Origin of the sequence: Thalassotalea sp. G20_0 (genome assembly GCF_017744175.1) — a bacterium.
In the GTDB taxonomy this organism is placed as follows: domain Bacteria; phylum Pseudomonadota; class Gammaproteobacteria; order Pseudomonadales; family Endozoicomonadaceae; genus Endozoicomonas.
On record NZ_JAGHQV010000004.1, the window covers coordinates 98123 to 110119 of the forward strand.

General features: G+C 47.5%; 12 protein-coding genes. 3 read left to right on the forward strand and 9 right to left on the reverse strand.

The window, feature by feature from the left end; translation table 11 throughout:
* Positions 1-28 precede the first annotated feature (28 nt).
* From modA to modC, 3 genes are read left to right on the forward strand one after another with little or no spacing between them, the layout of a single operon-like run.
* On the forward strand, positions 29-808 hold the full coding sequence (modA, locus tag J7438_RS03375; protein ID WP_209275453.1) for a molybdate ABC transporter substrate-binding protein: 780 nt from the start codon (positions 29-31) through the stop codon (positions 806-808).
* 15 nt (positions 809-823) lie between these two features.
* Positions 824-1516, forward strand: a complete 693-nt coding sequence (gene modB / locus J7438_RS03380) for a molybdate ABC transporter permease subunit (RefSeq protein WP_209203966.1) — start codon at positions 824-826, stop codon at positions 1514-1516.
* Positions 1516-2589, forward strand: coding sequence for a molybdenum ABC transporter ATP-binding protein (gene modC, locus J7438_RS03385; RefSeq protein ID WP_209203967.1), 1074 nt, complete (start codon positions 1516-1518; stop codon positions 2587-2589). The genes modB and modC overlap by 1 nt, the downstream gene beginning before the upstream one ends.
* A gap of 336 nt (positions 2590-2925) precedes the next feature.
* On the opposite strand, the gene J7438_RS03390 is transcribed toward modC, so the two are convergent.
* From J7438_RS03390 to J7438_RS03430, 9 genes are all read right to left on the reverse strand, one after another.
* Complete coding sequence (locus tag J7438_RS03390; protein ID WP_101745061.1) at positions 2926-3135, reverse strand: cold-shock protein; 210 nt, start codon at positions 3133-3135, stop codon at positions 2926-2928.
* Between the two features lie 320 nt (positions 3136-3455).
* Positions 3456-3983, reverse strand: a complete 528-nt coding sequence (locus J7438_RS03395) for a LabA-like NYN domain-containing protein (protein ID WP_209203968.1) — start codon at positions 3981-3983, stop codon at positions 3456-3458.
* On the reverse strand, positions 3976-4659 hold the full coding sequence (locus tag J7438_RS03400; RefSeq protein ID WP_209203969.1) for a TVP38/TMEM64 family protein: 684 nt from the start codon (positions 4657-4659) through the stop codon (positions 3976-3978). Before J7438_RS03400 ends, J7438_RS03395 begins: the two co-directional genes overlap by 8 nt.
* Positions 4660-4814: 155 nt before the next feature.
* Entirely contained in the window at positions 4815-5372 is a 558-nt protein-coding gene (locus J7438_RS03405) for a response regulator transcription factor (RefSeq protein ID WP_209275454.1), read from the reverse strand.
* Positions 5373-5379: 7 nt separating this feature from the next.
* Positions 5380-6696: an ATP-binding protein gene (locus J7438_RS03410; RefSeq protein WP_209275455.1), complete on the reverse strand. Its 1317-nt coding sequence runs from the start codon at positions 6694-6696 to the stop codon at positions 5380-5382.
* 65 nt (positions 6697-6761) lie between these two features.
* Positions 6762-8252 carry a tetratricopeptide repeat protein gene (locus J7438_RS03415; protein ID WP_209275456.1) on the reverse strand — a complete coding sequence of 497 codons (1491 nt, stop codon included), beginning with the start codon at positions 8250-8252 and terminating at the stop codon, positions 6762-6764.
* A 155-nt stretch (positions 8253-8407) separates the two neighbouring features.
* A complete protein-coding gene (locus tag J7438_RS03420) occupies positions 8408-9907 on the reverse strand; it encodes a tetratricopeptide repeat protein (protein ID WP_209275457.1) in 1500 nt (499 codons plus the stop codon).
* Positions 9908-9909: 2 nt separating this feature from the next.
* The gene (locus J7438_RS03425; RefSeq protein WP_209275458.1) at positions 9910-10257 is read right to left on the reverse strand and encodes a hypothetical protein; all 348 of its coding nucleotides are present in this window, start codon (positions 10255-10257) and stop codon (positions 9910-9912) included.
* A 62-nt stretch (positions 10258-10319) separates the two neighbouring features.
* Positions 10320-11819 (reverse strand): tetratricopeptide repeat protein, encoded by a 1500-nt coding sequence (locus tag J7438_RS03430; RefSeq protein ID WP_209275459.1) that lies wholly within the window; start codon positions 11817-11819, stop codon positions 10320-10322.
* Positions 11820-11997 lie beyond the last annotated feature (178 nt).

Genomic DNA, 11997 nt, shown 5'->3' on the forward strand with positions numbered 1-11997 from the left:
CTTCGAACTCATAAAGAACATCTGCTTCATGTTAAGAACAGTATTTTTAGCATTTTTCCTCATTTTTCCGGGGGTATCGGTCTACGGCGAAGAACTGAAAGTGGCCGTTGCCGCAAACTTCAAACCGTCGCTGGAGGTTCTGGCAAAAGCGTTTGAAATCGAAACCGGACACCAGTTGTTGATCTCCTCGGCCTCTACCGGTGTGCTGTATAACCAGATCACCCATGGTGCGCCTTTCGATATCTTTTTGTCAGCAGATAGCCTCAGACCGGAGTTGCTGGAAAAAAAAGGACTGACACTGAAAGGTAGCCGCCACCCCTATGCCCTGGGAGAACTGGTGCTATGGAGCCCCGGGTTTTCCGCTAAAGAGGGGGAAGCCATGACCCTGGAGGATCTGGCGATTTATCAGGGACGCCTGGCCATTGCCAATCCGGCAACGGCTCCTTATGGTCTGGCGGCACAGCAGGTGCTGGAGAAACTGGGTTTCTGGTCCTCGTTCCGCTCCCGTCTGGTTCAGGGTGCCAGTGTCCAGCAGGCCTGGCAGTTTGTGGCCAGTGGTAATATTCCTGCAGGGCTGGTGGCGAAAGCGCAGCTGGTTGGCAACGACGGTCATATTTTTTCGATTCCTGCAACGTTGTATGATCCGATTCAGCAGGATCTGGTTATCTTAAAGCACACCAGACAACCTGAGGCGGCCAGAGCATTTGTGGCGTTTATTTTGTCACCGTCTGCCCAGCGCACTATTGCCAGACAGGGTTACTTCCCTGTATCGACGACAATGGCCGATAAAACTACGTCCGAAAATTGAAGGGAAGCGCTCTGAATGCTGCTCACCGCTGTCTGGGTAACGCTGAAACTGGCCACCATTACCACCGTGATTCTGATGCTGCTGGCGATTCCCATGGCCTGGGGGCTGGCTAATATGCAGAGTCGGCTAAGACCCCTGCTGGAAGCCCTGGTGGGGCTGCCAATGGTATTACCGCCCACCGTCCTTGGCTTTTATATACTGTTGCTTTGCTCACCAAACTACGCTCCCGGGCAGCTCTGGCTGTCCCTGACCGGTACCACCCTGGCGTTCAGTTTTACCGGGCTGGTGATCGCTTCTGTTATCTGCTCCATGCCCTTTGTCGTGCAACCTTTGCAACGGGCGTTTGAACAGCTTGATAAAGGCCTGCTTGAGGCGGCAGCCATGATGGGGGCAGGGCGAATGGACCGTTTCTTTAATGTGGTACTGCCCTGTACCCGCCGGGCGATGATTCTGGCGGCCTGCATGGGGTTTGCTCATACAGTCGGGGAGTTTGGTGTGGTGCTGATGATTGGCGGCAATATTCCCGGAGAGACGCAGGTGTTGTCCATTGCCCTGTTCGATGCCGTGGAATCGCAGCAGTTTACCGAAGCGCACCAGATTGCAGCGGGACTGATGGTGTTTGCCATGATTCTGCTGATTACCCTTTACAGCCTTGATCGTCAGCCTGCGGCTCAATTACCCCTAAAATCAAACCCTGGTCGTTATTAATGCTAAGAATTGATATTCAGCTGCCCCGGGACCGCTTTGTTCTTGGTGTTGATGAGTCACTGGATACCGATAACACCTGGGCCATTATGGGGCGTTCCGGGTGTGGTAAAACTTCACTCCTGAGAACCATCGCGGGTTTGGAAAGTCATGCCAGGGGGCGGCTTCAGTTTAATAATGAAATCTGGCAGGACTCGGAACAGGGAATATGGGTTCCGCCGGAGCAACGGGGCATTGGCTATATATTTCAGGAAGCCAGGCTGTTTCCCCATCTGGATGTTATGGAAAACCTCCGGTTTGCCTTGAGGCGGGCGAGTGGCAATGTTGCCATGCCGTCATTATCCGAGGTGGTTGAGCAGCTCGATATTGTGCATCTACTGGGGCGTACGGTTGATAAACTGTCCGGTGGTGAGAAGCAGCGTGTGGCCATTGCCCGCACCTTATTAAGTGCCCCCCGTCTTCTATTAATGGATGAGCCGCTGGCGTCATTGGACTGGTCATCAAAAACAAGCATTCTTCCCTGTTTGAGAAATATCCATCAGCACTTTGAAATACCGGTTGTTATGGTGAGTCATGCCCGTGAAGAGGTGGCAAGGCTGGCTGATAAACTGCTGCTTATTGATCAGGGGCAGGTGGTATCCCGAGGCGAGTGTCGTCAATTACTCAGTCGGCCAGGTTCTTTATTAACCCGGGATGACTGTGCACTGTCGATTCTGGAAGTGCAGGTGGGCAGCCACGATCACGAATATGGTTTCACCGAGCTGTTATTGGGTGGTCAGAAATTGCTGGTCAATCAGCTTTCATCGCTGCCGGGAACCGACCTGCGAGTGATATTGCCAGCTCATGAAGTCAGTATCGTGGTGGAAGATATCCACTGCACAAGTGTTCAGAATCGAGTGGCAACAACGATTCAGGCTATTCAGGAAATGGATTCCAAAAATGTCATGCTGTTTATGGCGGCGGAAGGGCAGACATTGTTGGCGCTGGTCACCAGAAGAGCGCTGGGGTTATTGAATCTGTCGGTGGGGCAACGTGTTTTTGCCCATTTTAAAGGGTCCTGTCTGGATGTTATCTAATACTGTTGACAGGTGTCTGATACTCAACGAAGGAGCGGTTTGGAATAGAAGTGTATATTAACTTTTGACAAAGGTTTCAAGTAGAAAAAGTAAAATGGTCCCATCAGGTTTTTCTTCTGTCGTTAGTATTGGGTCAAATGAAACCGGGTTTTGATTCCAGTAATCCGACCGTTATTGGATGGGAACTTCTGTGCGTTATTGTATCGTTTTGGAACTCTTTTCTACCAATAGGCTGTGCAGTGCTACTGGTTTGATTTCCTCAAGAGGGCTGGATTAACCCATAAAAAAAGAGCACCTTATGGTGCTCTTTTTCTGTTTTCCCGAAAAGGGAAAAGCTTATACTTTCTCTACGTTGGCAGCTTGAAGGCCTTTCTGGCCCTGCTCAACATCAAAGGTCACAGCCTGACCTTCAGCGAGAGTTTTGAAGCCGTCACCAATGATGGCACGGAAGTGAACGAAAACGTCTGGACCGCCGTTATCCTGAGCGATAAAGCCAAAGCCTTTCTCTTCACTGAACCACTTTACCGTTCCGGTCGATTTAGACATGCAATGTCTCCTGAATATTTCTATAAAAATGCGTTGTACACGCGTTGAGCCAATGTGTAGTCACATCTTCATATATCTATTTAAGAGTAAAGCAATTAAAGCAACATAACTTAAACTAAGAAGTGGTGTGACGATCAGGAAGTACTCAAAAAGTAAAACGATTTTTCGTTCTTCTCAATAATGGCCAATAGGAACTCTAATAGCTGTCCGAAGGGATGTCAAAGATTTTATCAAGTTTGTGAAAAACAAATTATCGGAGGAATTTTAACCGGAAATCAGGGGTTGGAAGACCCGCTTGGATAGGAAATTAATGCTTTGATTTATATAGTGTTTGTTACTTTTTGTTGACTGTTTTTCGCACTCTTGATTGGCAGTAACAGGTCATGGGTAATTGGAATAAAGTGACTGGACGATTGAATCAGGGAAGATGCTGTCAGCGCCTCAACACTGTATACCTCAGTCTGCCGACCAAAATCCTGTTGCACCTTTTGCAACAGCAGGTCAAAGTCACCATCACCGGAAGCGAGGGCAATGGTATCGACCTCGGGTGCCCAGCTCATAACATCCAGCGTTATCCCGACATCCCAGTCACCCTTTGAGGTGCCATCGCTTCTTTGAATATAGGGTTTCAGCTTTACTTCAAAGCCAATGGCTCGAAGAATATCCTGGAATTGCCGCTGTTTTGGATCTCCGCGATCAATCGCGTAGGCGATGGCCTTGGTGATCTTTCTGCCTTTACTGACAAGCGCCCAGAATGCGTTGTAGTCAAAGTGACTGTTATAGAACTGTCGGGTGGTGTAATAGATGTTCTGCACATCAACAAACAGCGCAACACGATTTTCAGCCATAGGTTTTTGTTTCCCCGCGTTTGCTTGCCGACTGTCTCATTATGATGGTGGATGATGCTTTCTGGGCAAGATAAAGCAATCCGCCAATGGAAAGAATCGATGCTATCACCATGACTATAACGGACAGATTACCTTGCGTCGGGTTGTTCAGTAAAGAGATCAGGTCTCTTGCCTGCATACCTGCCCAAAGGGCAAACAGCGTTCTGGGTAACATGCCAATAAAGCCAGCGATCAGGAATGCAGGAAGGCGGATCCCAATTACGGGTAACACCAGGTTCATTAATGAAAAGGGCAGGACCGGGGATATCCGGGTCAGAACGACCAGCGGCCACTGATGATGTTGCAGCTCCTCCAGAATCAGATGTATTCGGGAGTTCGGCGGGAGTGTCCGCATCAGCTTCCCATGATCCAGTGATTTCCCGACCAGATAACCGAGGACAGATGCTGCCGGGTAGGAAATCAGGATATAGAAAAGCGCTGTCCACCCGAGAAAATAGCCACTGATCAGGGCAATAAGCGTAGACGGTGTCAGGGCCAGCGCCATGGTCAGGGCGCTGGCTGAAAAGAGCCAGGCCCACTGGCTGATGGATAGCGTGTCAAGCGTGTCCTGCCAGGTGATCGCCAGTGTGGTGACCAGGGTGCTGCCAAAGAGGGAGGTAATACTGAGCAGGCCCATCAATGAGAGTATCTGACGATTCTTTCTGAAAAAAGAGCCTCGCAAGAAAGCGCTACGAAACAATAAGCAATTCACTGGAAAAGACTGGCCGCTGCCTGTAAAACCCACAAGCATAATGGCTACGACAGAGAAGAGGCAATAATGCTTACATAATTTCAGCGGGAGCCTGATCGTTTGTTGAGTTTTCGCTGCAGTGTCCTGCGATGCATGCCCAGGCTTCGGGCGGCGGCAGAGATATTGCCATTGTGCTCCAGAAGGACTTTTTGCAGATACTCCCATTCCAGCTGGTAAACCGGCATTCTTGTTTCCGGGATGACAGGGCCGGGTTCATGAGGCTGCTGGCTGATATTGAGTGCCGAGAGTATCTGTAAGGTATCCACCGGCTTGCAGAGATAGTCTTTAGCCCCAAGTTTGATGGCGCTGACTGCGGTGGCAATGCTGGCATACCCAGTTAGTACGATGATATCAATATCAGGATTGACGTTGCGTAACAGTGAAATAAGCCGGAGGCCACTCTCACTGCCGATTTTCAGATCAACAACCGCGCTTGCCGGGCGGTGTTGTTGTTGCAGGGTAGTCGCCTTACTGATGGTGTCTGCCGTAATGGGGTTGAATCCCCTTTTTCTGAGTGAGGTGGCAAGGGTGTGTAACAGGGTCTGGTCATCATCGGCAATCAAAATAGTCGGTAACTCCAGGGTTTTTCCGGGGCTCATCGTCGCTTCATGGTTCCTGTTCTGGTTGGCCGGTGATGGGCAGTTGAACTTCAATCAAGCTTCCCCCGCAGGTCAGAGGGCGAATCTGTATCAGACCTCCCAGCCGTTCAATACTGGCCTGACTGAGTAGCAAACCAATCCCGAGGCCATCTTCTTTTAAGCTATAAGGCGTCCTTGATAAGGTGGTTGAGTTCCCTTCTTTTATATGGGCTGAATTTTTTTTGGGTCTGCCCTGGGCTTCCGGGAAGCCCGCTCCTTTATCCAGAATCTGCAGGGTCAGGTTTTGGCGGTTCTGAATCACGTGCAGTGAAACCTGTCCCGGGCTGGCATCTTCTGCATTATCAAGTAATGACGTGATTGCCTGATACAGTGTCAGATCACAGGGAATAGATACTGAAACAGGCCATTGAGCGGCGTTGTAATGAAGCTCGGATTCAGGTCTGAGCAGCTGCCATTTTTGGATGACCTTAGCCAGAAAATCCTGACTATCAATACTTTCAATACCTTTATATTGGCTTTCCGATACCAACTGTTGCAGCCTTTTCTTGCATTCATCGATCTGATCCCGGAGAAATATCAAGCGCTCAGCCAGTGCGCTGCCCTGGTATTCTTCCTGAAGATCCCTGAGCACAATGGCCATTGTGGTTAATGGCGTTCCCAGTTCATGGGCTGCACCCGCTGCCTGAAGGGCAATGGCAAGAATGCTTTCATCTCTCAGTTGACGTTCTCTGCTGATGGCTATATCCCTTTGTTGTTTTCTCAGGGCTGAGGCCATCAGTTCGACAAAGTAATTGATAAGAAAGGCACTCAGCACAAACGTTAGCCACATGCCAAGCAAGTGAATATCAATCATCAGCTGCTGTTCTGGCAAGTGAAGCATCGAACCGGGGCCGGATGGTACGTACCATTTCATCAGCAGGGTATAGAGCAGCGTCGCAGTGAATGTCACGCCCCAGCTGTATTTGCCCGGCAGAAGTGCTGCGCCGATACAGACAGTGATCAAATAGGTCGATACCAGTGGGTTGGTATAACCACCACTAAAGAATAACAGCGTACTCTGGGAAAAAAGGTCCAGCAGCAGTTGAACAAAGAACTCCTGATCGCTAACGTGTCTTTTGACCACATATAACCGAATGACAGTGCCAATAATCATCAGCAAGGTGATTAAACAGGCCAGAACAAGGCCGGTGATCTGGATGTCAAAATGGCGGCTGGCCAGGAAAAAGACCACACCCTCAACAGCAACCAGGGTTCCACGGAGCCAGCACAGGCGCTTGAGGTTCTCTGCACCAATCGAGAGGTTGGGTGTTGTGTTCGTCGTCATTAAGGCTGCATTGGTGTGCTCATATTGAATACCCTTAGACTCGAAAATTGGTTTTTTTATCCCTGTCAGGGATTTTCAATGTCATCCTCTGCATCTGTGCTCTCAATGGAAACCCAAATACTTTTCAGCTTTAATGAATGCACGGTCTTCCGATCAGAAAGCAGCTCATCTGTCTGGATACAAATAGTTTCTGCCTTTGCTTTCCGATCAACGATTTTCTCTCGCAATGCGTTTTCGCCCCATGAGTTGTGATAATCCATTTCCATTAACAGGTCACCGAGTGACGTCATGATGAGCGAATGCATGTTGATCATTGGGAAATAAGAGTCTTTTCCCGGAAGGATTTCTTCCTGCACAGCTTTCTTATGCCATTCCACCTCCTTTTGGATTAACTGCTTCCTGATCTCTTCCTGTTTAATTTTCAGTTCTTCCATAGTACTGGTATTTTCCAGCTGCATCAGTTCATCATACACAATGGCTTGCCTGACCAGGCCCGAACAATCGGTCATGTATTGTTCAGAGAATGCCAATCGACTGATCGCTTTATTAATGGCAGCAGAGAGAGTGGGGCACCTTTGCGGGCAGGTACTCAACTCCTCGATGACCGATTGACAAAACTCTATAGCCTTTTGGTAAGGAGCCATAAAAAACTCCGCTTTCCGTAACGATTTGACCACCCCCTCATTTTCAATGCTTGTTGATTGGCCAACGTTAACAGCCCGATCAATCATTGCCTGATACTTCGTTTCGATAAGCTCAGTCCCTTGCAGCATGGGTAGTTTGTTATCAGCAGGCCTGATGAGAATCAGGTGATTTTTGTCCGTCGGTGAATAAACGGAAGAGACATAAGCTGCCTGGGAAACCTGGCCAGTTTCGATGATGGGACACTGCAGTAAATCATGGTCGACTAAATGTTTGTATTCAGGGAGCTGCTTGTCTGAGATTGACAGCTCGAAGCAATGAAGTGTTACACCGAAAGTGCCGCTGTAATTGATATTGAAAACAGGCTGGATTCCCCCCCACAGTGTTTTATACGTATCATACCTCTCCCCATGCATACAGAAAAATCCAAGTTTTGCCAATTCCGCTATACGTTCATCACATAATTCAGGATGTATAGGCTTATTGGAATGATCAAACGATTGACGCCTGTTCTGCTCACCAACCTCTCCGAGCGTTTGGTATTTATTGTCACTAACCACGACAGCAACATTCCTGTTTGCCAGGGATTTCAGGGGGATTGGTTCACAGTGGCTAAAAATCTCTGCGGGCATAAATCGGAGATCCGGATTGAGGCGGATCATTTCTGTGTTTACCATTTTGAGCGTATGCTCATAATAATCCAAATCTCCAAATAAATTTTCTCCCCCGGCAGAAACCATGCGAATAGTCGGATTGGCAAAGTAGGCTGTTTTCTCTGGCACCGGAATCGATTTAATAAAACGACTTTGGTCACATAGTTTATTCCTAAACCCTTTACACTCCGTAAACTTGCCAGGAGGGCTGCTGTAGGGCGCACCAAAAGTGGTGCCATTGGCAAGCAGGTTGATATTCATTTCCCTCCTCCATCTGTTGCTATTTATGTTGAGACTTGACAGGCGTTTTCCCGGGAGGCGGTCCTGTTTTCCGTCTCTTCTCAGGGCTGAGGGTTCGACAAAGTAATTGATTAGAAAGGCACTCAGCACAAATGTTAGCCACATGCCAGGCAAAGTCAGGGATTTTCAACGTCATCCTCCGTATCTGTGCTCTCAATGGAAACCCAAATACTTTTTAGCTTTAATGAATGAATGGTCTTCCGATCAGAAAGCAGCTCATCTGTCTGGATACAAATAGTTTCTGCCTTTGCTTTCCAATCAACGATTTTGTCTCGCAATGGGTTTTCGCCCCATGAGTTGCGATAACCCATTTCCATTAACAGATCACCGAGTGACGTCATGGTGAGCGAATGCATGTTGATCATTGGGAAATAAGAGTCTTTTCCCGGAAGGATTTCTTCCTGCACAGCTTTCTTATGCCATTCCACCTCCTTTTGGATTAACTGCTTCCTGTTTTCTTCCTGTTTAATTTTCAGTTCTTCCATAGTACTGGTATTTTCCAGCTGAATCAGTTCATCATACAAAATGGCTTGCCTGACCAGCCCCGAAAAATCGGTCATGTATTGTTCAGAGAATGCCAATCGACTGATCGCTTTATTAATGGCAACAGAGAGATTGGGGCACCCTTGCGGGTAGGTACTCAACGCCTCGATGACCGATTGACAAAACTCTATAGCCTTTTGGTAAGGAGCCATAAAAAACTCGGCTTCCCGTAACGATTTGACCACCCCCTCATTTTCAATTCTTGTTGGTTGGCCAGCGTTAACGGCCCGATCAATCATTGCCTGATACTTCGTTTCGATAAGCTCGGTCCCTTGCAGCATGGGGAGTTTGGTATCAGCAGGCCTGATGATAAGCAGGTGATTTTTGTCCGTCGGTGAATAAACGGAAGAGACATAAGCTGCCTGGGAAACCTGGCCAGTTTCGATGATGGGGTACTGCAATAAATCATGGCCGACTAAATGTTTGCATTCAGGATGTTTGTATTCAGGAAGCTGCTCGTCTGAGATTAACTCGTCGAAGCAATAAGATCTTACACTGAAACCGTCAATACCATTGATATTGAAAACGGGATGGCTTTCTCCACTATATGCTCCATTCACATCATCCCCGGGTACAAGGAAAAATCCAAGTTTTGCTAATTCAGCTATACGTTCATCAGATAATTCAGGATGCCTGGGCGTATTGGAATGATAAAACGATTGACGCCTGTTCTGCTCACCAACCTCTCCGAGCGTTTGGTATTTATTGTCACTAACCAAAACAGCAACCCTCCTGTTCGCCAGTTTTTTCAGGGGGATTGCTTCACAGTGGCTAAAAATCTCAGCGGGCATAAATCGGAGATCCGGATTGAGGCGGATCATTTCTGTGTGTACCACATTGAGCGTACGCACAAAATTATAATATCCAGATAAATCCCTTTCATCATAAGGCTCATACACAAACCGATTGGCAAAGTAGGCTGTTTTGACTGGCACCGGAATCGATTGAATAAGACGACTTCGGTCAAGCCGTATCTTCCTATGCCCTTCACCCTCCGTAAAATTGTGATGAGGTTTGCTACAGGTATAGGGCACGCCAAAAGTGGTGCCATTGGCAAACAGGTTGATATTCATTTTCATCCCCATCTGTTGCTATTCATGTGGAGACTTGACAGGAGTTTTCCCGGGAGGCTGTCCTGTTTTCCGTCTCTTCTCAGGGCTGAGGCCATCAGTTCGACAAAGTAATTGATTAGAAAGGATCTCAGCACAAATGTTAGCCACATGCCAAGCAAATGAATATCAATCATCAGCAAGGTGATTAAACAGGCCAGAACAAGGCCGGTTATCTGGATGTTAAAATGGCGGCTGGCCAGGAAAAAGACCACACCCTCAACAGCAATCAGGGTTCCACGGAGCCAGCACAGGCGCTTGAGGTTCTCTGCACCAATCGAGAGGTTGGGTGTTGTGTTCTGAAGTGTCGTCATTAAGGCTGCATTGGTGTGCTCATATTGAATAATTAGACTCGAAAATTGGTTTTTTATCCCTGTCAGGGATTTTCAACGTCATCCTCCGTATCTGTGCTCTCAATGGAAACCCAAATATTCTTTAGCTTTAATGAATGAATGGTCTTCCGATCAGAAAGCAGCTCATCTGTCTGGGTACAAATAGTTTCTGCCTCTGCTTTCCGAGCAACGATTTTCTCTCGCAATGCGTTTTCGCCCCATGAGTTGTGATAATCCATTTCCATTAACAGATCACCGAGTGACGTCATGATGAGCGAATGCATGTTGATCATTGGGAAATAAGAGTCTTTTCCCGAAAGGATTTCTTCCTGCACAGCTTTCTTATGCCATTCCACCTCCTTATGGATTAACTGCTTACTGATTTCTTCCTGTTTAATTTTCAGTTCTTCCATAGTACTGGTATTCTCCAGCTGCATCAGTTCATCATACACAATGGCTTGCCTGACCAGGCCCGAACAATCAGTCATGTATTGTTCAGAGAATGCCAATCGACTGATTGCTTTATTAATGGCAACAGAGAGATTGGGGCACTCTTGTGGGCAGGTACTCAACTCCTCGATGACCGATTGACAAAACCTTATAGACTTCTGGTAAGGAGCCATAAAAAACTTCGCTTCCCGTAACGATTTGTTCAACCCCACCTCATTTTCAAGACGTGTTGGTTGGCCAGCGTTATTATCCCGATCATTCGTTATCCGAGTAATCATTGCCTGATACTTCGTTTCGATAAGCTCAGTCCCTTGCAGCATGGGTAGTTTGGTATCAGCAGGCCTGATGAGAAGCAGGTGATTATCGTTCGTCGGTGAATAAACGGAAGAGACATAAGCTGCCTGGGAAACCTGGCCAGTTTCGATGATAGGGTGCTGCAATAAATCATGGCCGACAAAATGTTTGTATTCAAGGAGCTCCTCGTCTGAGATTGACAGGTCGAAGCCATGAATTGTTTCACTCAAAGCGTCACTATCATTGATATTGAAAAGGGGCTGGCTTCTCCTGCTCAATGATCCATTCATATCATCCCCGGGCATAAGGAAAAATCCAAATTTTGCTAATTCAGCTATACGTTCATCAGATAATTCAGGATGCCTGGGCGTATTGGAATGATAAAACGATTGACGCCTGTTCTGCTCACCAACCTCTCCGAGCGTTTGGTATTTATTGTCACTAACCACGACAGCAACCTTCATGTTCGCCAGTATTTTCAGGGGGATTGTTTCACAGCGGCTAAAAATCTCAGCGGGCATAAATCGGAGATCGGGATTGAGGCGGATCATTTCTATGTCTACCTCTTTGAGCATTTTCTCAAAATCAAAATCTTCATGTAAATACCTTGTCTTGCCATAAGGCTTGGGTATAAATGGAATGGCAAAGTGGGCTGTTTTGACTGACACCCGAAACAATTTAATAAGATGACTTCGGTCATGCAGTTTCTCCCTATGCCCTTCACCCTTCGTAAAATTGTAATGAGGTATGCTAAAGGGCCCGCCAAAAGTGGAGCCATTGGCAAACAGGTTGATATTCATTTTCATTCCCATCCGTTGCTTTTTATGTTGAGACTTGACAGGCGTTTTCCCGGGAGGCTGTCCTGTTCTGCGTCTTCCTGGACACTGGCTATCGTTAAATAGTTCTTGTCCAAAGCACCCCTAGTCTAGTACACCATTTCGATGAGTTTGGTGTGTAATCTCCACTCAGGATGAACGG

Excerpts from the sequence above, each read along its gene's own strand:
- modA (WP_209275453.1), top strand. The coding sequence starts at position 29 with ATGTTAAGAACAGTATTTTTAGCATTTTTCCTCATTTTTCCGGGGGTA.
- modB (WP_209203966.1), top strand. The coding sequence starts at position 824 with ATGCTGCTCACCGCTGTCTGGGTAACGCTGAAACTGGCCACCATTACC.
- modC (WP_209203967.1), top strand. The coding sequence starts at position 1,516 with ATGCTAAGAATTGATATTCAGCTGCCCCGGGACCGCTTTGTTCTTGGT.
- J7438_RS03390 (WP_101745061.1), bottom strand. The coding sequence starts at position 3,135 with ATGTCTAAATCGACCGGAACGGTAAAGTGGTTCAGTGAAGAGAAAGGC.
- J7438_RS03395 (WP_209203968.1), bottom strand. The coding sequence starts at position 3,983 with ATGGCTGAAAATCGTGTTGCGCTGTTTGTTGATGTGCAGAACATCTAT.
- J7438_RS03400 (WP_209203969.1), bottom strand. The coding sequence starts at position 4,659 with ATGGGCCTGCTCAGTATTACCTCCCTCTTTGGCAGCACCCTGGTCACC.
- J7438_RS03405 (WP_209275454.1), bottom strand. The coding sequence starts at position 5,372 with ATGAGCCCCGGAAAAACCCTGGAGTTACCGACTATTTTGATTGCCGAT.
- J7438_RS03410 (WP_209275455.1), bottom strand. The coding sequence starts at position 6,696 with ATGACGACGAACACAACACCCAACCTCTCGATTGGTGCAGAGAACCTC.
- J7438_RS03415 (WP_209275456.1), bottom strand. The coding sequence starts at position 8,252 with ATGAATATCAACCTGCTTGCCAATGGCACCACTTTTGGTGCGCCCTAC.
- J7438_RS03420 (WP_209275457.1), bottom strand. The coding sequence starts at position 9,907 with ATGAATATCAACCTGTTTGCCAATGGCACCACTTTTGGCGTGCCCTAT.
- J7438_RS03425 (WP_209275458.1), bottom strand. The coding sequence starts at position 10,257 with ATGACGACACTTCAGAACACAACACCCAACCTCTCGATTGGTGCAGAG.
- J7438_RS03430 (WP_209275459.1), bottom strand. The coding sequence starts at position 11,819 with ATGAATATCAACCTGTTTGCCAATGGCTCCACTTTTGGCGGGCCCTTT.